Genomic DNA, 19,850 nt, shown 5'->3' with positions numbered 1-19,850 from the left:
TTGCGATGAATTTAGAAAAAATCAATGAGTTAACCGCGCAAGATATGGCGGGGGTCAATGCAACAATCCTTGAACAGCTCAATTCCGACGTTCAGTTGATCAATCAACTGGGGTACTACATCGTTAGCGGCGGCGGAAAACGCATTCGCCCAATGATCGCCGTCCTCGCAGCGCGTGCCGTTGGTTACCAGGAAAATGCGCACGTTACGATTGCGGCCCTCATCGAGTTTATCCACACAGCGACCCTGCTGCACGACGATGTTGTGGATGAGTCAGACATGCGCCGAGGGAAAGCTACGGCAAATGCGGCGTTTGGTAATGCGGCCAGCGTGCTGGTTGGCGATTTTATCTATACCCGCGCATTTCAGATGATGACCAGCCTTGGCTCGTTGAAAGTGCTGGAAGTCATGTCGAAAGCAGTCAATGTCATCGCCGAAGGTGAAGTCTTGCAGTTGATGAACGTCAACGACCCGGACATCACCGAAGAAAACTATATGCGCGTCATCTACAGTAAGACCGCGCGTTTGTTTGAAGCGGCAGCCCAATGTTCAGGCATTCTGGCTGGCTGTAGCGAAGAACAAGAAAAAGGGTTGCAGGATTATGGCCGTTATCTCGGTACCGCTTTCCAGTTAATTGACGATTTGCTGGATTACAGCGCAGATGGCGAGCAGCTGGGTAAAAACGTCGGTGATGACCTCAACGAGGGTAAACCAACGCTGCCACTGCTGCATGCCATGCGCCACGGCACCCCAGAACAAGCGCAAATGATCCGCCGCGCCATTGAGCAAGGTAATGGTCGTCACCTTCTGGAGCCGGTTCTGGAAGCAATGAACGCCTGTGGCTCCCTGGAGTGGACTCGCCAACGTGCAGAAGAAGAGGCTGATAAGGCTATCGCTGCGCTGCAGGTGCTGCCTGATACGCCGTGGAGAGAAGCGCTGATTGGTCTGGCACATATCGCCGTACAGCGCGACCGTTAATTCCCTACTGCATCCTCTCTCATCCCGTGCCCTGCACGGGATTTTCTTATAAGTTCTAGTAAATATTTCCTCCGCTCCAAAAAAACTCACACAACCTTGGCATATTCTGAATATGCACACACTTTACATGAACATTTTAGAACATTCGTTCTTCGAGCGTTATAGTGTCGCCACAACCGATCGTGGAACCGTAAGTCGTTAACCAAAGGAGAGATGAATTTATGGAAAGCAAACTGATTGACTGGCATCCGGCCGACATCATCGCCGGACTGCGCAAGAAAGGGACCTCAATGGCCGCTGAATCACGTAAAAATGGATTGAGTTCATCAACGCTGGCAAATGCGTTAACGAGACCATGGCCAAAAGGTGAGCTGATTATCGCCCAGGCACTGGGAACTGACCCTTGGGTGATTTGGCCGTCACGCTATCACGATGCCAAAACGCATGAGTTCATCGACAGAACGCGGATGATGAGGAGTCGCAGAGAGAAAAAGAATCCGGAATGAACATTGAACTGTAACCCCCGGCCAACTGAACTGGGGGTTACAAGAGACGTTGACGATTACTCGCCTTTCACACGCTCAATATTTGCGCCCAGCGCACGCAGTTTATCCTCGATGCGCTCATAGCCGCGATCGATGTGATAAATACGGTCGACTACCGTCGTACCTTCAGCAATACACCCTGCCAGCACCAGGCTTGCAGATGCACGCAGATCCGTCGCCATAACCTGTGCACCAGAGAGCGTTTCCACGCCGTGGCAAATCACGGTATTGCTTTCGATTTCTGCGTGAGCGCCCATACGGCTCAGCTCAGGCACGTGCATAAAGCGGTTCTCAAACACGGTTTCCGTGATGAAGCCGGTCCCTTCTGCCACCAGGTTCAGCAGCGTGAACTGAGCCTGCATATCGGTAGGGAACGCCGGATGCGGTGCAGTACGCACATTGACCGCTTTCGGACGTTTACCGTGCATATCAAGGCTGATCCAATCATCACCAACTTCAATATCCGCACCCGCATCACGCAGCTTCGCCAGAACAGCATCCAGCGTGTCCGGCTGTGCATTACGGCAGATAATTTTGCCACGAGAAATTGCCGCCGCCACCAGGAAGGTACCGGTTTCGATACGATCTGGCAGAACGCGATAAACACCACCGCCGAGACGCTCAACGCCTTCGATGGTAATACGGTCGGTGCCCTGACCCGTGATCTTCGCGCCCAGCGCAATCAGGAAGTTCGCGGTATCCACAATCTCCGGCTCGCGCGCGGCGTTTTCGATGACGGTGGTGCCTTCGGCAAGCGTTGCTGCGCACATGATGGTGACCGTCGCACCGACGCTCACTTTGTCCATGACGATATGCGCGCCTTTCAGACGGCCATCAACGGACGCCTTCACATAGCCTTCTTCCAGCTTGATAGTCGCGCCTAACTGCTCCAGACCGGTAATGTGCAGGTCAACCGGACGCGCGCCGATGGTGCAGCCGCCCGGCAGTGAAACCTGGCCCTGACCAAAGCGGGCAACCAGCGGCCCGAGCGCCCAGATGGACGCACGCATGGTTTTCACCAGATCGTACGGCGCACAGAAGACGTTCACATCACGCGCATCAATGTGCACGGAACCATTACGCTCAACTTTCGCACCCAGCTGGCTCAGCAGCTTCATCGAGGTGTCAACGTCCTTCAGTTTCGGGACGTTTTGGATCTCTACAGGTTCTTCAGCCAGCAGCGCCGCAAACAGGATCGGCAGTGCGGCATTTTTAGCGCCTGAAATTGTGACTTCGCCCTGGAGCTTGGTTGGCCCCTGAACACGAAATTTATCCATTATTCTGTTCTCTGTTAAGAATTTATCTTCGCTACCGGCACATCACCCGTAGCTCAAAAACCGTTAAGTTTGCGATCGCGCGCCCATTCCGCTGGGGTAAACGCCTTAATCGACACGGCATGAATGCGGTTGTCCGCAATGTACTCCATCAACGGGCCATAGACCGATTGCTGCTTCTTGACCCGGCTCATGCCTTCAAACATCTCACCCACGGCAATAACCTGAAAGTGACTGCCGTCGCCAGAAACGTGGACTTCCTGGAGGGAGAGTGCATTCATCAGCACGCTCTGAATTTCATTATTTTCCATGGGCTCTTCATTCGTCAGATAGTGAAAACAGCCCAACATCTTAGAGCAAAGTGGCGCTGTCATAAATAAGCAAAAAGCCTCGCTGATAAATCAGACAAGGCTTTAGTAGCAGATCCCCCTCAGGGGGTTTGCCGGATAGCGGCACAAGACCTTATCCGGCCTGGAAAAATTAACGCGGAAGGACGTCGTCAGGCAGATTGTAAAGCTGCGCCAGCGTGTACACTTTATCGTTAACGCCAGTGAGCGAAACGCTATTTCCCTGCTGCTTGCCTTGATTAATCAGATGCAACAGTAACGCCAGACCGCCGGTATCTACCCGGGATACCTGGTTCAGGTCGATGCAGGATACCCCTTTCATCGCCTCAATTCGCGCATCCCATAAGGGATTTAACACGTCCTGATCCAGCTCTCCCACCAGCACCAGCTTGTCGCCTTCGCGCGTCCAGGTGAGTGACTGCGTCATTATTTTTTCTCTTCCAGCGTGATTTTCTGCTGAGAAATAGATTTCAGCTGCGCCGTCAGGCCATCAATACCTTTGGTACGCAGCAGGTCGCTCCACTCATTTTGTTTGGTGGTGATCATACTTACGCCTTCGGCGATCATGTCATACGCCTGCCAGTTACCGGTCTGGGAGTTTTTACGCCACTGGAAATCCAGACGTACCGGAGGACGACCGTTTGGATCGATGATGGTTACGCGGATAGGTACGATGGTCGCATCACCCAGCGGCTGTTCAGGGGCAATCTGATAGGTCTGGCCGTGGTACATCGCCAGGGCCTGGCCGTAAGCCTGCTTCAGATATTCACGGAATGCGGCAAAATAGGCTTCACGTTGGGCAGGAGTCGCATCTTTGTAGTAACGGCCCAGAACCAGCGCACCGGCATACTTAACCTGCACATAAGGCAGCAGTTCCTGATCGACGACCTGACGCAGGTAATCAGGGTTGGAACGGATTTTTGGTTGCTCGTTTTTCAGACGGTCAAAGGTCTTCTGCGCCGCCTCATCCATCAGTTTGTACGGGTTAGTCTGGTCTGCTGCGGTTGCCGCGCTAAGTGGAGCAATCACCAGCATAGCCACCATCATCAATCGTTTAAACATACGTCGATTCTCCTGAGATTATTTCGTTGCGCCCGCAGGCGTAGTGGCTTCATTATTGCCTTCAGTTGCGGCTGGCGCATCGCCAGAATTCTTATTGTCATCACCTTTACTGTTGCTGTTGTAAAGGAACTGACCAATCATATCTTCCAGCACCATCGCGGATTTCGTGTCCTGAATCGTACCGCCATCTTTGAGGATAGACGTTCCCAGCTCAGGATCTTCAAAACCCACGTTCAATGCCAGATACTGTTCGCCCAGCAGACCGGAAGTACGGATGCTCAGAGAACTGGTGTCAGGAATATGGTTAAAACGCGATTCGATTTCCAGCGTCACACGCGGCAGGTACGTTTTCGGATCTAACGAGATATCCGATACGCGTCCAACTACTACCCCGCCAATCCGCACCGGAGAACGCTCTCTCAGGCCGCCGATATTATCAAAGGTCGCATAAATCGTGTAAGTCGGCTCAGTACGCATTGAGGTGACGTTCGCTGCCTTCAGGCACACAAACAGCGCTGCCAGCAGCGCAACCAGCAGGAATAACCCGACCCAAATTTCATTTTTTTTCGTTTGCATGAACTCAATTCCCAAACATCAGTGCGGTCAGCACAAAATCCAGCCCCAGAACGGCAAGAGAGGCGTGCACAACGGTGCGTGTCGTTGCCCGGCTAATCCCGGCAGAGGTCGGGATCGCATCATAACCATTGAACAATGCAATCCAGGTGACCGTAATGGCGAACACCACGCTCTTAATCAGACAGTTGACCAGGTCCAGACGCCAGTCGACGGCATTTTGCATAGCCGACCAGAAAAAGCCCGCATCAATACCCTTCCAGCTTACGCCAACCAGTGAACCACCCCAGATCCCCACGGCGACAAAAATAATCGTCAGCAGCGGCAATGAAATGACGCCAGCCCAAAAACGCGGCGAGATCACCCGGCGCAGTGGATCGACGGCCATCATTTCCAGACTGGAAAGCTGTTCGGTCGCTCGCATCAGGCCAATTTCTGCGGTTAAGGCCGACCCGGCCCGCCCGGCAAACAGCAGCGCCGCAACAACCGGTCCCAGCTCACGTAACAATGACAGCGCCACCAGCATACCGAGGCTGGTTTCCGCGCTGTAAGTCGTCAGCACCAGGTATCCCTGCAACCCCAGCACCATACCGATGAACACGCCAGAAACAATAATGATCAGCATCGATAAGACACCGACATTATAGAGCTGGCGTATCAGCAGCGGCGCATGTTTGCGAAACTCCGGCTTGCCGACAACCGCATTGAACAACATTAATCCGGCTCGCCCGAACGTCCTGAGGGTTTTTATTCCCCGATGTCCGAGTGATGCCAGCGCATTTAACAACATGGGTGGCTTAACTCCCTGTTTTGAGTAAATCGATGTGGTAGTCGCCCGCCGGGTAACGGAACGGAACCGGTCCATCGGCAATACCGTCAAGGAACTGGCGTACGCGCGGATCGGCATTTTCTTGTAGTGCCTGAGCACTACCGTAGGCCACTATTTTTTTGTCCGCCATAATATAGGCGTAATCCGCAATACTCAGTACTTCAGGCACATCATGGGAAACGACCACGCAGGTGACGCCCAGCGCGCTGTTCAGTTCTGAAATCAGCTTCACCAGCACGCCCATGGTGATGGGATCCTGACCGACGAACGGCTCATCAAACATGATGAGGTCTGGCTCCAGCGCGATAGCACGTGCTAACGCGGCGCGACGCGCCATCCCACCGGATAATTCAGAAGGCATTAATTTTGCTGCACCCCGCAGGCCGACGGCCTCGAGCTTCATCATCACCGTGCTCTTCAGTAACGGCGCTGGCAACGTCGTATGCTCGCGCAGAGGGTACGCGACGTTGTCAAAAACATTCATGTCGGTAAATAGCGCACCAGACTGAAACAGCATACTCATGCGCTTACGCACGGTAAATAAACGCGAACGGGACATGGCCGGGACGTTCTCACCGTCAAACAGGATCTCGCCCTTATCCGGGGGGATCTGTCCGCCAATCAGACGCAACAGCGTCGTTTTGCCGATGCCTGATGGCCCCATGATCGCCGTCACCTTACCGCGCGGTACCGTCAGGGAAATATTATCAAAGATGCAGCGGTCACCCCGGGAAAAGCTGACATCGCGCATATCGACTAGATTCGCCACAGACTGACCCATTGATTCATCCTTTACTATTGCCTCGTTGATCGAAGAGTTTGGCGCTCAATTTAGCCCTGAACCCAACATATTTACAGATTATTGCCTGTCCTGGTTAGCGAAAGCTGGCATTTGTTTTACTTTTTAGCCGCATAAAGTCAAAATTAAGACTTCGTTACGGCTTCCAGAAGATCCTTCAAGTGGACCGGCGAGTATACCTGAAGAAAGGACTTTAGATGCTTTTAGCGACGGCGCTGTTAATAATTGGTTTACTTCTGGTGGTCTACGGTGCCGACCGTCTGGTATTTGCCGCATCCATTTTATGTCGAAACTTCGGTATTCCACCCATTATCATCGGGATGACCGTGGTCAGCATTGGTACGTCGTTACCCGAGATAATTGTCTCTGTTGCCGCATCGATGAATGGGCAACTCGATCTGGCTGTCGGGACCGCCATAGGTTCTAACATCACCAACATTCTGCTTATTTTAGGCCTGTCGGCGCTGATTCACCCTTTTACCGTGCATTCTGATGTTCTGCGTCGTGAACTGCCGCTAATGTTGCTGGTAAGTATTTTAGCTGCATCCGTCCTGTATGACGGACAGTTAAGCCGCAGCGACGGTTTCTTTCTTCTGCTTCTGGCCGTGCTATGGCTGCTATTCATTGTTAAAATCGCCCGTCTGGCCGAGCGACAAGGCAATGACAGCCTGACACGTGAGCAGATAGCTGAGCTGCCGCGCGAAGGCGGGTTACCTGTCGCATTTTTGTGGTTGGGCATTGCGCTGATTATCATGCCAATGGCTACACGTATGGTGGTGGATAACGCTACCGTGCTGGCGAACTATTTCGCCATGAGCGAACTTACTATCGGTCTGACAGTGGTCGCCATTGGTACCAGCCTGCCGGAGCTGGCAACGGCGATTGCGGGTCTGCGTAAAGGTGAAAACGATATTGCCGTCGGTAACATTATCGGCGCGAACATTTTTAATATCGTTATCGTCCTCGGGTTACCGGCGCTGATTACGCCGGGTGAAGTCAATCCGATGGCCTTCACCCGCGACTATAGCGTCATGCTGCTGGTGAGCGTAATTTTTGCACTACTCTGCTGGCGACGTCCGCGCCAGATTGGTCGCGGCGCAGGTGCGCTGCTGACCGGCGGTTTTATCATATGGCTGGCGATGCTGTATTGGTTATCGCCACTTCTCGTTGGATAACTGGAAACGCATTATGTCGCACTTAGAGTTGCAACCGGGTTTTGACTTTCAGCAAGCAGGCAAGGAAGTCCTGGAAATTGAACGTGAAGGCCTGGCGGAGCTTGATCAGTACATCAACCAAAATTTTACCCTCGCATGCGAGAAAATATTCAGCTGCCCGGGCAAAGTGGTGGTGATGGGAATGGGGAAATCTGGCCATATCGGGCGGAAAATGGCAGCCACATTTGCCAGCACCGGTACCCCCTCATTTTTTGTACACCCAGGCGAAGCCGCACATGGCGATCTGGGTATGGTCTCACCGCAGGATGTGGTCATCGCCATCTCTAACTCCGGTGAATCCAATGAGATAGCGGCGCTGATCCCGGTATTAAAACGTCTTCATGTACCACTTATCTGCATGACAGGTCGTCCGGAAAGCAGTATGGCGCGTGCGGCAGATGTGCATCTGTGTGTTAAAGTGCCCAAGGAAGCCTGTCCGTTAGGCCTGGCGCCGACCAGCAGCACGACAGCAACACTGGTGATGGGCGATGCCCTTGCGGTGGCATTATTAAAAGCGCGCGGCTTTACCGCGGAAGATTTTGCGTTGTCTCATCCCGGTGGCGCACTCGGCCGTAAGCTTTTACTGCGCGTTAACGATATTATGCATACGGGCGACGAGATCCCGCATGTGACTAAAAACGCCAGCCTGCGTGACGCCTTAATTGAGATCACACGTAAAAATCTCGGTATGACCGTCATTTGCGATGATGCCATGAAGATTGACGGTATTTTCACCGATGGCGATTTACGTCGTGTCTTCGATATGGGCGTTGATGTACGCCAGTTAGGCATTGCTGATGTAATGACCCCTGGAGGCATTCGCGTGCGTCCGGGTATTCTTGCCGTCGATGCCCTGAACTTAATGCAGTCCCGCCATATCACCTCGGTAATGGTTGCTGATGGCGACCAGTTACTCGGTGTGTTACATATGCATGATCTGCTGCGTGCAGGTGTAGTGTAAGAAACTCAAGGATAACGAAAATGAGTAAAGCAGGTGCGTCGCTTGCGACCTGTTATGGACCCGTCAGCGCAGACGTTATCACCCGGGCAGAAAACATCCGTTTGCTGATCCTGGATGTGGATGGCGTACTGTCTGATGGTCTGATTTATATGGGCAACAACGGTGAAGAGCTGAAGGCTTTTAACGTCCGTGATGGTTACGGAATTCGCTGTGCGCTCACTTCCGGTATTGAGGTTGCCATTATTACCGGACGAAAGGCTAAACTTGTAGAAGATCGCTGTGCCACTTTGGGGATCACCCACCTGTATCAGGGGCAGTCAGACAAACTGGTTGCCTTTGGCGATTTACTTAGCAAACTGGCGATCGCGCCGGAGAATGTCGCCTACGTTGGCGATGACCTGATCGACTGGCCGGTGATGGCTAAAGTGGGATTAAGCGTCGCGGTGGCTGATGCCCACCCTTTGCTGATCCCGCGAGCCGATTATGTCACCCGCATTGATGGGGGACGTGGCGCTGTGCGTGAAGTCTGCGATTTATTACTCCTGGCGCAGGGCAAACTGGACGAGGCCAAAGGGCAATCGATATGAGCAAAACCAGACGTTGGGTTATCATTCTACTGTCGCTGGCTGTCCTTGTGATGATTGGTATCAATCTGGCAGACAAAGACGACACCGCTCAGGTCGTCGTCAATAACAACGAGCCAACCTATAAGAGCGAACATACTGATACCCTGGTGTATAGTCCGGAAGGCGCCCTGAGCTATCACTTGATCGCGAAAAACGTTGAATATTTTTCTGAACAAGCGGTTTCGTGGTTTACCCAACCGGTATTAACCACGTTTGATAAGGATAAAGTACCGACCTGGACGATCAAGGCCGATAAAGCCAAATTGACCAACGATCGGATGCTGTATCTGTACGGCCATGTTGAGGTTAACGCCCTGGTGCCTGACTCTCAACTACGCAGAATTACGACCGATAACGCGCAGATTAACCTGGTGACACAAGACGTCACTTCCGATGATCTGGTGACGTTGTATGGCACAACATTTAACTCCAGCGGACTGAAGATGCGCGGCAACTTACGCAGCAAGAACGCCGAGCTGATTGAAAAGGTTAGAACCTCATATGAAATCCAAAACAAACAAACTCAGCCTTAATCTTGTACTTGCCAGCTCACTTCTGGCCGCCAGCATTCCGGCATTTGCCGTCACCGGCGATACCGAGCAGCCGATTCACATTGAATCGGACCAGCAGTCCCTGGATATGCAGGGCAACGTGGTGACGTTTACTGGCAACGTGATTGTGACGCAGGGCACTATCAAAATTAACGCCGATAAAGTCGTCGTGACCCGTCCTGGCGGTGAAGACGGCAAAGAAGTGATTGACGGCTATGGCAATCCTGCAACGTTTTACCAGATGCAGGACAACGGTAAACCGGTTAAAGGCCACGCCTCGCAGATGCACTATGAACTGGCGAAAGACTTCGTCGTTCTCACCGGCAAGGCGTATCTGGAACAGCTCGATAGCAACATCACGGGCGATAAGATCACCTATCTGGTAAAAGAGCAGAAAATGCAGGCCTTCAGCGATAAAGGCAAACGCGTCACCACCGTTCTGGTTCCGTCGCAGTTGCAGGACAAAAACAAGGCTCCGGCAGAGAAAAAAGGTAACTGATTCGTTATGGCAACATTAACTGCAAAGAACCTTGCAAAAGCCTATAAAGGCCGTCGTGTGGTTGAAGATGTCAGTCTCACCGTCAACTCCGGGGAGATCGTCGGTCTGCTCGGTCCTAACGGTGCGGGTAAGACAACGACCTTTTACATGGTGGTCGGCATTGTCCCGCGCGATGCGGGCAACATCATCATTGATGACGAAGACATCAGCCTGCTGCCCCTGCATGCGCGCGCACGTCGCGGCATCGGCTATTTACCGCAGGAAGCGTCGATTTTCCGTCGCCTGAGCGTGTTTGACAACCTGATGGCGGTACTGCAAATTCGTGACGATCTGACCAGCGAGCAGCGCGAAGATCGCGCCAACGAGCTGATGGAAGAATTCCACATCGAACACTTGCGCGACAGCTTAGGCCAGTCGCTCTCCGGTGGTGAACGACGCCGCGTGGAGATCGCCCGCGCACTGGCCGCTAATCCGAAATTTATCCTGCTGGATGAACCGTTCGCCGGTGTTGACCCGATTTCCGTTATTGATATCAAACGGATCATCGAACACCTGCGCGACAGCGGCCTTGGCGTGCTGATTACCGACCATAACGTCCGCGAAACGCTGGCAGTGTGTGAGCGCGCCTATATCGTAAGTCAGGGGCAGCTGATCGCGCACGGCACGCCAACAGAAATACTGCAGGATGAGCACGTTAAGCGCGTATACCTTGGGGAAGACTTCAGACTCTGATAGGGTAGAAGACTTCACGTCACTGCAGGAGAGAACAACTCTGAACATGAAGCAAGGTTTGCAACTCAGGCTTAGCCAACAACTGGCGATGACGCCTCAGCTACAACAGGCTATCCGTCTGTTGCAGCTGTCCACGCTGGAACTTCAGCAAGAACTTCAGCAAGCGCTGGAAAGTAACCCACTGCTCGAGCAAACCGATCTTCACGACGAAATTGATACCCAGGAAAAACAGGATAGCGAAACCCTCGACACCGCAGATGCACTCGAACAAAAAGAGATGCCTGAGGAGTTGCCGCTTGACGCCAGTTGGGATGAAATTTACACCGCCGGGACGCCTTCGGGCACCAGCGGAGATTACATCGACGACGAACTGCCTGTGTATCAGGGTGAGACCACGCAATCACTACAGGATTACCTGATGTGGCAAGTGGAACTGACCCCGTTCTCGGATACCGATCGCGCCATTGCGACATCCATTGTGGATGCGGTAGACGAAACCGGTTATCTCACCGTGACCCTGGACGATATTCTCGAAAGCATGGGCGATGACGACGTCGGTATGGACGAAATCGAAGCCGTGCTTAAACGCGTTCAGCGCTTTGATCCCGTTGGCGTGGCCGCCAAAGATCTCCGTGACTGCTTACTGATCCAACTTTCGCAGTTTGATAAAGCCACACCGTGGCTGGAAGAAGCGCGCCTGATCATCAGCGATCATCTCGATCTGTTAGCCAACCATGACTTCCGCACGCTGATGCGCGTGACCCGGCTGAAAGAAGATGTGCTGAAAGAAGCCGTCAATCTTATTCAGTCGCTGGACCCAAGACCTGGACAGTCGATCCAGACTGGCGAACCAGAATACGTCATTCCGGATGTGCTGGTGCGTAAGCATAACGATCGCTGGATGGTCGAACTCAACGGCGACAGCATTCCACGACTGCAGATTAACCAGCACTACGCCGCCATGTGCAATAGCGCGCGCAACGATGCTGACAGCCAGTTTATTCGTAGCAATCTGCAGGATGCGAAATGGCTGATTAAAAGCCTGGAAAGCCGCAATGATACGTTGCTGCGGGTCAGTCGCTGCATCGTGGAGCAACAGCAAGCCTTCTTTGAGCAAGGCGAAGAGTTTATGAAACCGATGGTGCTGGCGGATATCGCCCAGGCCGTCGAGATGCACGAATCGACCATTTCCCGTGTGACCACGCAAAAGTATCTGCACAGTCCGCGCGGCATTTTTGAATTGAAGTATTTCTTTTCCAGTCACGTTAACACTGAAGGCGGAGGTGAAGCCTCATCCACAGCTATCCGTGCGCTGGTGAAGAAATTAATTGCTGCGGAAAACCCCGCGAAACCACTGAGTGACAGCAAGTTAACCTCTATGCTGTCAGAACAGGGTATCATGGTGGCGCGCCGCACTGTTGCGAAGTACCGAGAGTCTTTATCCATTCCGCCGTCTAACCAGCGCAAACAGCTGGTCTGACCCAACCGATAAGGAAGACACTATGCAGCTCAACATCACTGGAAACAACGTCGAAATCACCGAAGCCCTGCGCGATTTTGTGAATACAAAATTTGCCAAGCTCGAACAATATTTCGACCGGATTAATCAGGTCTATATTGTGTTGAAAGTGGAGAAGGTTACACATATCTCGGATGCAACACTGCATGTGAACGGTGGCGAAATTCATGCCAGCGCGGAAGGTCAGGATATGTACGCCGCCATTGACGGTTTAATTGATAAACTGGCTCGGCAGTTAACAAAACATAAAGATAAACTGAAACAGCACTAACTTGTCCGGGCAGTTAGCGGGTGCAGGACGGCCTGTTGTGTAGCACAACGGGCCATTTGTACAGTTAGCGCTTAGGTGAAATTATGACAAATAACGATACGACTCTACAACTGAGCACTGTTCTTAACCAGGAATGTACACGCGCAGGCGTTCACTGCCAAAGCAAGAAACGCGCACTGGAAATCATCAGTGAACTGGCGGCAAAACAGCTCAGCTTGCCTTCTCAGGTGGTATTTGAAGCCATTCTGACACGTGAAAAAATGGGCAGTACCGGCATCGGTAATGGTATTGCTATCCCGCACGGAAAGCTGGAAGAAGACACGATGCGCGCGGTTGGTGTGTTTGTGCAACTCGAAACGCCTATCGCCTTCGACGCCATTGATAATCAACCTGTCGATCTGCTGTTCGCTCTGCTTGTTCCGGCGGACCAAACCAAGACGCATTTGCATACGTTGTCACTGGTCGCAAAACGTTTGGCGGATAAAACCATCTGTCGTCGTCTGCGCGCCGCGCAAAGTGACCAGGAGTTGTATCAAATCATCACGGACACCGAAGGTGGACAGGATGAGGCATAACAACCCAATGGCATCCTTTTTTGTCGTTGTGAGGAGAAACAGTACATGGTACTGATGATCGTCAGCGGTCGTTCAGGGTCAGGTAAATCTGTCGCCCTGCGTGCGCTGGAAGATATGGGTTTTTACTGCGTGGATAACCTTCCCGTAGTGCTGTTGCCCGATCTGGCTCGTACTCTGGCCGATCGCCAGATTTCTGCGGCCGTCAGCATTGATGTGCGCAACATGCCTGAGTCCCCGGAGATTTTCGAGCAGGCAATGAACAATCTGCCTGAAGGTTTCTCACCACAGCTGCTGTTCCTTGATGCTGACCGTAACACGCTGATTCGTCGCTACAGTGACACGCGTCGTTTACACCCGCTCTCCAGCAAGAACTTGTCTCTGGAAAGCGCTATCGATAAGGAAAGCGATTTGCTGGAGCCTCTGCGCTCTCGCGCTGACCTGATCGTTGATACCTCCGAAATGTCCGTACACGAACTGGCGGAAATGTTACGTACCCGACTGCTGGGTAAACGTGAACGTGAATTGACGATGGTATTCGAATCCTTTGGTTTCAAACACGGTATCCCGATTGATGCGGATTACGTCTTTGACGTGCGCTTCCTGCCTAACCCACACTGGGATCCGAAGCTGCGCCCAATGACCGGTCTTGACCGCCCCGTCGCCGCGTTCCTCGACAGGCACACAGAAGTTCACAATTTTATCTACCAGACTCGCAGCTATCTTGAGCTATGGTTACCCATGCTGGAGACCAACAACCGTAGCTACCTTACCGTAGCCATCGGCTGTACCGGCGGGAAACACCGTTCGGTGTATATTGCAGAGCAGCTGGCAGACTACTTCCGCTCACGCGGTAAAAACGTGCAGTCACGCCATCGTACGCTGGAAAAACGTAAATCATGACCGTGAAGCAAACCGTTGAAATCACGAATAAGCTGGGCATGCATGCCCGCCCAGCGATGAAACTGTTTGAATTGATGCAGGGTTTCGAAGCAGAAGTTTTGCTGCGTAATGATGAAGGAACGGAAGCCGAGGCCAACAGCGTTATCGCTCTGCTGATGCTGGATTCAGCCAAAGGGCGTCAGATTGAAGTTGAAGCCACGGGTCCACAGGAAGTTGAAGCCCTGGCCGCAGTGATTGCCCTGTTTAATTCAGGGTTTGATGAAGATTAATCGAGTACACAGAACGTAGCCAGTAGGCCGGATAAGACGTTTACGCCGCATCCGGCAATAACTACGCTAATACAACTTCTTTTCCCGCATAAACGACTCACCGCCTAACTGGCGCATTTGGCGCATAATCCACGCCTGGCGGTTACGCACATAACCAGAAGGCGCATTCGCCTTAAAACGCAAAGGATTGGGCAATACTGCCGCCAGCAAGGCCGCTTCAGACAGGCTCAAGCGACTGGCCGGTTTATGAAAATACCGTTGCGCCGCCGCCTCCACGCCAAATATCCCATCGCCAAACTCGGCAATATTCAAATAGACGGTCAGAATACGTTTCTTACTCCAGACGGTTTCCATACCCAGCGTTAGCCCGGCTTCGAGACCTTTACGCACCCAGCTTCGTCCATCCCACAGAAAGAGGTTTTTCGCCGTCTGTTGCGATAACGTCGACGCCCCGCGAATGCGGTTTTCATTACGTTCATTGTGCGCCAGCGCTTTCTCTATGGCGGTGACATCAAACCCCCAGTGGTCGGGAAACTTCTGGTCCTCCGCAGCAATCACCGCCAGCCCCATCCACGGTGAGATCTCATCCATGCTCACCCAGTCCGAGTGCGCCACATAGCCAAAATCACCGGACAGCCATGCGCCCAGCTGTCGCTCGACCATTACCGCCGAGAAAGGCACAGGCATCACGCTGAAAAGTGCAATGCCCCCGCCCCAGAATACGGCGAGGACAACCACCGCCCGCAGAAAGATACGTCGCAGAAAGGCGGTAACTCCTTTTCTCATTCAGCCAGCACCAGCACACGCGATACCAGTTTATCGATGCCACTCGCGGCCTGAGCGATGTCCTGCGCCAGCATATAGGCAGGCGTGGTGACGATTTTGTTGTCTTCATCAACGACAATGTCATCAACCGGACAAGGCACATGCTCAGCGCCCATCTCTTCCAACACCTCTGCCGTGTCGATATCAGTGCCGATGGTCAGACGCAGCGGGAAGTCAAAAATTTTAGGTAACATGGCAGGCGCAATGCACATAAACCCCAACGGCTTACCCGCCTGATGCATGGCCACCGCCAGCGCGGCTAAATCGCTGTCAACCCGGCATTCACTGCCCTGACTGGCAAAATTGCTCAGATTTTTGGCCGCACCAAACCCACCCGGCACGATCAACGCATCCAGTTCAGATGAGACTGCCTGCGCAAGTGGGCGAATTTCGCCGCGTGTGATACGTGCGGCTTCAATCAGCACATTGCGAGTTTCCAGCATCGGCTCGCCGGTCAGATGATTAATCACATCCGCTTGTTGTTTATCCGGTGCGAAACAGACGGCTTGAGCGCCGTTGCGGGCAATGGCCAGAAGCGTGAGAACAGTTTCATGGATCTCTGCACCGTCATACACGCCGCATCCGCTGAGCACTACACCCACTTTTTTCATCGTGATACTCCTTTCTCAACTGGCTGAAACATATTAGTTATTATGATTTAAATGCTACGCTTCACACATTTAACTGATTCATGTAACAAATTATTTAAGATTTGCTATCTTAACTGCGTGCGGCCTGAAAATTAGGGCTGCGCCCTTGTAAACAATGATAATAATTTACGGCGCAGCCACGATTTCCCTGGTGTTGGCGCAGTATTCGCGCACCCCGGTCAAGCCGGGGTCATTTTTTTTCCACGCTCGCCACCCAGGCTTTTAATACTGCCACGTCGTGCTGCCACTCCTGCTTCATCTCTTCAATCCATTCAGCAACGTTATCTTCCCAGGCAGGAAGATCTGGCGACTGGATTTGCTGACCTAGCTGTTGCAGGTGACGCAGCCCCACTGAACCTGCTGCGCCTTTAATTTTATGGCCTTCCTCAACAACACCTTTTTTATCCCGTGCCGTCAGGTTGGACTCCAGTACGCTCAAATATCCCGGCATCATCTTCTCAAACACCGCCAGCCCGTCGGTAATTAACTTCGGTCCCACCAGCTCGAGGTATTGTTCCAACATAGGAATATCTAACAGCGCTTGCGATTTACTGCTTTCTTCAGATGTCACAGTGCTCTCCTCTTCGTTTCGGGTATCCCAGTATTTTTTGATCATGGCGGTTAGCGCCGGAACCGACAGCGGCTTACTCAGCACGTCGTCCATGCCTGCGTCCAGATACTCTTTTTTATCTTTCAGTACGTTGGCTGTGAGTGCAACCAGCGGCGGCAGATCTTCACGGGCGTATTTTTGCGTCAGCTCCCGCGAGATATCCAGACCGGTCATATCCGGTAGCTGAATATCCAGCAGCACCAGGTCATATTCACCCGGCGTAAACATTTCCAGCGCGGCTTTCCCGGTCATCGCGACATCCACGCTGTTGCCTAATTTTTCCAGCACGGAGCGCGCAACAATTACGTTCAGTTCAATGTCTTCCACCAGCAGCACATTCAGGGCTGGCAGCGGCATTTCATCGTCTTCAAACGCGTCTTCAATCTCTTCCGCTACCGCAGGGGCATGCACGGTCAGCGTGAAAATAGACCCTTTTCCTGCCTGGCTGGAAACCGTAATATCACCGCCCATGTTTTTCGCCAGACGCTTCGACACGGCCAAACCAATCCCTGTCCCCGTGGCCGGTTTACCGCCGTTGCTGTCCTTCACCTGATAATACATGGCGAAGATTTTATCCTGCTCATCCTGCGGAATGCCGATCCCGGAATCTTCAACTTCGAAATGCAGCATATTCCCCTGGTCATAGCGCGCCCGCACGGTCACCTGCCCCTGCTGGGTAAACTTCACGGCGTTGCTGATCAGATTCCACAGGATCTGACGCAGACGCGTTCCGTCGGTAATGACCTTATGCGGCAGCGGTAGCGTTGGCTCAAGCACAAAACGCAGCCCTTTTTGCTGCGCCTGTAGGCCAGAGAGGTTTTCCAGATCCGCCATAAAGCTGGTGAAATCAACAGGCTGGTTATCGAGCTGGACTTTACGTCGATCCATCTTATCCATGTCGATAATATCGTTGAAAATATTCCCCAGCGTCACGGCAGAGACATGGATTGTTTTCAGGTATTTTTCCTGCTCCGCGGTCAGATCCGTATCCAGCAGGATCCGGCTTAAGCCGACAATGCCGTTAAGCGGGGTACGCAGCTCATGGCTGATGGTAGAAATGAAAGTGGTCTTATCGCGGCTGGCGCGCTCAAGCGCGTCCTGATAACGCTTACGCTCGGTAATATCGCGCCCAAAGCCCATCAGACCATGTCGCTTACCTACGCGGTCATAGTAAGGCACCTTGCGAATTTCAAAGCAGGCTTTGCGCCCGTCCGGGTAGTCCAGCCACTGTTCGTAGGTGAGCGAAACATTATGACGGAACACCTTCTCGTCGGTCTCAATCACCTTTTCAGCCGCTTCAGGAGAGTAAACGTCAGCCGGTTTTAAGTTCACCAGCTGCTTTTCGCTTTTGCCAGTCAGCAGCTCCATGGCACGGTTACAGCCGGAAAACTCTTTATCTTCATTGCGATAAAAAACCAGATCCGGCGAGGCATCCAGGAAAGAGCGTAAAAAGGAAGACTGTTGCTCAAGCTGAATCTGCGCTTCTTCGCGCTCTTTGATTTCAACCTTCAGTTGCTCGAATGTTTCCTGGCGCTCTGCTTCAGCTTTTTCACGCTCAACAATTTCCTGATTGAGCTGGGCAATATTATCTTTCAACTGCACATTGAGCTTGAGATCGCGCTCGCGCATCTCTTCCAGCTTTTGTACCAGTCGTGACAGGCGTTGCCGGGACTCCTCAAGTTGCTCCACCACCACGGACAAGAAATAGACGGCCCAGGGGGTAATTAACAGACCAAAAAAGATAGAGCGGATGACATCAATGCTTTCTACCTGGCCATGCAGCACCATGGTGACAGCCATCTGCACCACAATTGCCAACACGACCAGAGCCAGCGCCAACAGCAGCGAAAAGCGCACCAGACCTAACTTCATCATCAGGTCGACGTAATATTGCGCCAGCATACGGATTTGCTTCATAGAGGGTTCCTTCACGACAACTTGGCACAATAATACTCAATTCTCAGCGTGACGTTGAAGATTGTGCAAGAAATGCGGAGGTTATCGGTGAAATGAACGCGGAGAGGTCATCGTAGGACTGATAAGCAAAGCGCCATCAGGCAAGCAGGCGCAGATTGCCGGATGTCGGCTTTGCCTTATCCGGCCTACGGAGGGTTAGTTCTCAGGCTGCACCCATGGCGTACCGAGCGCCGAGCCTTGCACTCCGTGCTTGTTAAGGTACTTATCCAGTTCGACCATCCCGGTCCAGCGGTTTTCACACCATAGCGGCGCCAACAGCGTTGGGCGACGCGCGCTGGCGGAAATGCGATGATAAATCACCTCTGGCGGCGTATGGCGGATCATCTCCCCGGCGATGACCGTATAGTCGTCCAGTTCAATTCCGTTCAGCCGCCCGGCTTCCCAGGCTTTCGCCATCGTACTGCCTTTCACAATATGCAGCGGATGCAGCTTAATACCGTCAACCCCCGTCTCCACCACACGCTCCATGGTTTGCAGACATTCCGTCTGCCCTTCTCCCGGCAGACCGACAATCAGGTGTGAGCACACTTTCAGCCCGCGCTCGCGTGCCAGTCGCGTAGTGCGTTGGTAACAGGCAAAATCATGGCCGCGGTTAATACGGTGCAAGGTTTTGTCATGCGCGGTTTGCAAACCAAGCTCCAGCCATACCTCATAGCCGAGGTCTTTATACTCGCAAAGCAGATCGAGTACCGCATCCGGCACGCAGTCGGGGCGCGTCCCAACGCATAACCCGACGATACTGGCCTGGCTGACCGCCTGCTGATACATCGAACGCAGCACCTGCACTTCAGCAAAGGTGCTGGTATAAGCCTGAAAATAGGCCAGATAGCGTTTCGCGCGATTGACCAGATGCGCCTGATGCTCAAGCTGCTCGACAATAGAATGGTGCTGCTGCGCTTCATCGGCAAACGAGGCGACATTGCAGAAAGTACATCCTCCACGTCCGATGGTGCCATCTCGATTTGGACAGCTAAAGCCGCCGTGAAGCGTGAGTTTATGAACCTTTTGCCCGTAACGGCGAGAAAGATCCCCACCAAACATATTGACTAATTTCTGTAACTGCATAATCTGGTAGACCGCGCCTTGAAAAGAGGCCAAAGCCTGCCATTTTTTGCCCCAGTCGGCGATGACCTGGATCAATCGCCCTGGCGTGCCTTTATTTATTGCATAACAAATCAAAATAATCGAAATTTCATTCATTCAAAATGAAATTACTTTTCCTTATATCCGACTGTTTTTTTTATCTTCTTATACTCTCAGCATAA

The 19,850-nt window shown here is 52.6% G+C and carries 24 protein-coding genes; 13 read left to right on the top strand and 11 right to left on the bottom strand.

Annotated features, from left to right (window positions below; all coding sequences use genetic code 11):
• Positions 1-5 precede the first annotated feature (5 nt).
• Positions 6-977: an octaprenyl diphosphate synthase gene (gene ispB, locus OGY83_RS18565; protein WP_286636597.1), complete on the top strand. Its 972-nt coding sequence runs from the start codon at positions 6-8 to the stop codon at positions 975-977.
• Positions 978-1,198: 221 nt separating this feature from the next.
• Positions 1,199-1,483 (top strand): DNA-binding transcriptional regulator SfsB, encoded by a 285-nt coding sequence (gene sfsB / locus OGY83_RS18560; protein ID WP_079938265.1) that lies wholly within the window; start codon positions 1,199-1,201, stop codon positions 1,481-1,483.
• A gap of 56 nt (positions 1,484-1,539) precedes the next feature.
• Here sfsB and murA read toward each other — a convergent pair whose 3' ends face one another.
• From murA to mlaF, 7 genes are all read right to left on the bottom strand, one after another.
• A complete protein-coding gene (murA, locus tag OGY83_RS18555) occupies positions 1,540-2,799 on the bottom strand; it encodes a UDP-N-acetylglucosamine 1-carboxyvinyltransferase (protein WP_003828741.1) in 1,260 nt (419 codons plus the stop codon).
• A gap of 53 nt (positions 2,800-2,852) precedes the next feature.
• Positions 2,853-3,107: a BolA family iron metabolism protein IbaG gene (gene ibaG / locus OGY83_RS18550; protein WP_003025040.1), complete on the bottom strand. Its 255-nt coding sequence runs from the start codon at positions 3,105-3,107 to the stop codon at positions 2,853-2,855.
• 169 nt (positions 3,108-3,276) lie between these two features.
• Positions 3,277-3,570, bottom strand: a complete 294-nt coding sequence (gene mlaB / locus OGY83_RS18545) for a lipid asymmetry maintenance protein MlaB (protein ID WP_003025045.1) — start codon at positions 3,568-3,570, stop codon at positions 3,277-3,279.
• Positions 3,570-4,205, bottom strand: a complete 636-nt coding sequence (mlaC, locus tag OGY83_RS18540) for a phospholipid-binding protein MlaC (protein WP_003025047.1) — start codon at positions 4,203-4,205, stop codon at positions 3,570-3,572. Before mlaC ends, mlaB begins: the two co-directional genes overlap by 1 nt.
• 18 nt (positions 4,206-4,223) lie before the next feature.
• The gene (gene mlaD / locus OGY83_RS18535) at positions 4,224-4,781 is read right to left on the bottom strand and encodes an outer membrane lipid asymmetry maintenance protein MlaD (protein ID WP_003025050.1); all 558 of its coding nucleotides are present in this window, start codon (positions 4,779-4,781) and stop codon (positions 4,224-4,226) included.
• A gap of 4 nt (positions 4,782-4,785) precedes the next feature.
• Positions 4,786-5,568 (bottom strand): lipid asymmetry maintenance ABC transporter permease subunit MlaE, encoded by a 783-nt coding sequence (gene mlaE / locus OGY83_RS18530; protein ID WP_003025053.1) that lies wholly within the window; start codon positions 5,566-5,568, stop codon positions 4,786-4,788.
• Positions 5,569-5,575: 7 nt separating this feature from the next.
• Positions 5,576-6,388, bottom strand: a complete 813-nt coding sequence (mlaF, locus tag OGY83_RS18525) for a phospholipid ABC transporter ATP-binding protein MlaF (protein ID WP_003828749.1) — start codon at positions 6,386-6,388, stop codon at positions 5,576-5,578.
• A 215-nt stretch (positions 6,389-6,603) separates the two neighbouring features.
• On the opposite strand from mlaF, the gene OGY83_RS18520 reads away from it, so the two are divergent.
• The 11 genes from OGY83_RS18520 to npr all read left to right on the top strand — a co-directional run bounded on the left by OGY83_RS18520 (position 6,604) and on the right by npr (position 14,523).
• On the top strand, positions 6,604-7,581 hold the full coding sequence (locus OGY83_RS18520; protein WP_016154684.1) for a calcium/sodium antiporter: 978 nt from the start codon (positions 6,604-6,606) through the stop codon (positions 7,579-7,581).
• A 13-nt stretch (positions 7,582-7,594) separates the two neighbouring features.
• Positions 7,595-8,581, top strand: coding sequence for an arabinose-5-phosphate isomerase KdsD (gene kdsD / locus OGY83_RS18515; RefSeq protein ID WP_199400242.1), 987 nt, complete (start codon positions 7,595-7,597; stop codon positions 8,579-8,581).
• A gap of 20 nt (positions 8,582-8,601) precedes the next feature.
• Positions 8,602-9,168 (top strand): 3-deoxy-manno-octulosonate-8-phosphatase KdsC, encoded by a 567-nt coding sequence (gene kdsC, locus OGY83_RS18510; RefSeq protein WP_079938264.1) that lies wholly within the window; start codon positions 8,602-8,604, stop codon positions 9,166-9,168.
• Positions 9,165-9,740 carry an LPS export ABC transporter periplasmic protein LptC gene (lptC, locus tag OGY83_RS18505; protein ID WP_191228101.1) on the top strand — a complete coding sequence of 192 codons (576 nt, stop codon included), beginning with the start codon at positions 9,165-9,167 and terminating at the stop codon, positions 9,738-9,740. Before kdsC ends, lptC begins: the two co-directional genes overlap by 4 nt.
• Positions 9,709-10,257 (top strand): lipopolysaccharide ABC transporter substrate-binding protein LptA, encoded by a 549-nt coding sequence (gene lptA, locus OGY83_RS18500; RefSeq protein WP_003828759.1) that lies wholly within the window; start codon positions 9,709-9,711, stop codon positions 10,255-10,257. Before lptC ends, lptA begins: the two co-directional genes overlap by 32 nt.
• A 6-nt stretch (positions 10,258-10,263) precedes the next feature.
• Positions 10,264-10,989 carry an LPS export ABC transporter ATP-binding protein gene (lptB, locus tag OGY83_RS18495; RefSeq protein ID WP_286636595.1) on the top strand — a complete coding sequence of 242 codons (726 nt, stop codon included), beginning with the start codon at positions 10,264-10,266 and terminating at the stop codon, positions 10,987-10,989.
• Between the two features lie 46 nt (positions 10,990-11,035).
• Positions 11,036-12,469: an RNA polymerase factor sigma-54 gene (rpoN, locus tag OGY83_RS18490; protein ID WP_286636593.1), complete on the top strand. Its 1,434-nt coding sequence runs from the start codon at positions 11,036-11,038 to the stop codon at positions 12,467-12,469.
• Between the two features lie 22 nt (positions 12,470-12,491).
• Positions 12,492-12,779: a ribosome hibernation promoting factor gene (gene hpf, locus OGY83_RS18485; RefSeq protein WP_003025078.1), complete on the top strand. Its 288-nt coding sequence runs from the start codon at positions 12,492-12,494 to the stop codon at positions 12,777-12,779.
• 83 nt (positions 12,780-12,862) lie between these two features.
• A complete protein-coding gene (gene ptsN, locus OGY83_RS18480; protein ID WP_003025083.1) occupies positions 12,863-13,354 on the top strand; it encodes a PTS IIA-like nitrogen regulatory protein PtsN in 492 nt (163 codons plus the stop codon).
• 45 nt (positions 13,355-13,399) lie between these two features.
• Positions 13,400-14,254, top strand: a complete 855-nt coding sequence (gene rapZ / locus OGY83_RS18475) for an RNase adapter RapZ (RefSeq protein WP_003025085.1) — start codon at positions 13,400-13,402, stop codon at positions 14,252-14,254.
• Positions 14,251-14,523 (top strand): PTS phosphocarrier protein NPr, encoded by a 273-nt coding sequence (npr, locus tag OGY83_RS18470; RefSeq protein WP_003828770.1) that lies wholly within the window; start codon positions 14,251-14,253, stop codon positions 14,521-14,523. Before rapZ ends, npr begins: the two co-directional genes overlap by 4 nt.
• Before the next feature lie 66 nt (positions 14,524-14,589).
• On the opposite strand, the gene mtgA is transcribed toward npr, so the two are convergent.
• From mtgA to mnmL, 4 genes are all read right to left on the bottom strand, one after another.
• Positions 14,590-15,309, bottom strand: a complete 720-nt coding sequence (gene mtgA / locus OGY83_RS18465) for a monofunctional biosynthetic peptidoglycan transglycosylase (RefSeq protein ID WP_123267824.1) — start codon at positions 15,307-15,309, stop codon at positions 14,590-14,592.
• Positions 15,306-15,959 (bottom strand): isoprenoid biosynthesis glyoxalase ElbB, encoded by a 654-nt coding sequence (gene elbB, locus OGY83_RS18460; RefSeq protein WP_123267823.1) that lies wholly within the window; start codon positions 15,957-15,959, stop codon positions 15,306-15,308. Before elbB ends, mtgA begins: the two co-directional genes overlap by 4 nt.
• Before the next feature lie 229 nt (positions 15,960-16,188).
• Positions 16,189-18,525, bottom strand: a complete 2,337-nt coding sequence (gene arcB / locus OGY83_RS18455; RefSeq protein WP_286636590.1) for an aerobic respiration two-component sensor histidine kinase ArcB — start codon at positions 18,523-18,525, stop codon at positions 16,189-16,191.
• A 195-nt stretch (positions 18,526-18,720) separates the two neighbouring features.
• A complete protein-coding gene (gene mnmL / locus OGY83_RS18450) occupies positions 18,721-19,650 on the bottom strand; it encodes a tRNA modification radical SAM protein MnmL/YtqA (protein WP_286636766.1) in 930 nt (309 codons plus the stop codon).
• Positions 19,651-19,850: the final 200 nt, after the last annotated feature.

This window comes from Citrobacter sp. Cpo090, assembly GCF_030332665.1.
Lineage (GTDB): Bacteria > Pseudomonadota > Gammaproteobacteria > Enterobacterales > Enterobacteriaceae > Citrobacter > Citrobacter portucalensis.
The sequence above is the reverse complement of the archived record's forward strand: the minus strand, read 5'-3'. Positions and strand labels throughout refer to the sequence as shown.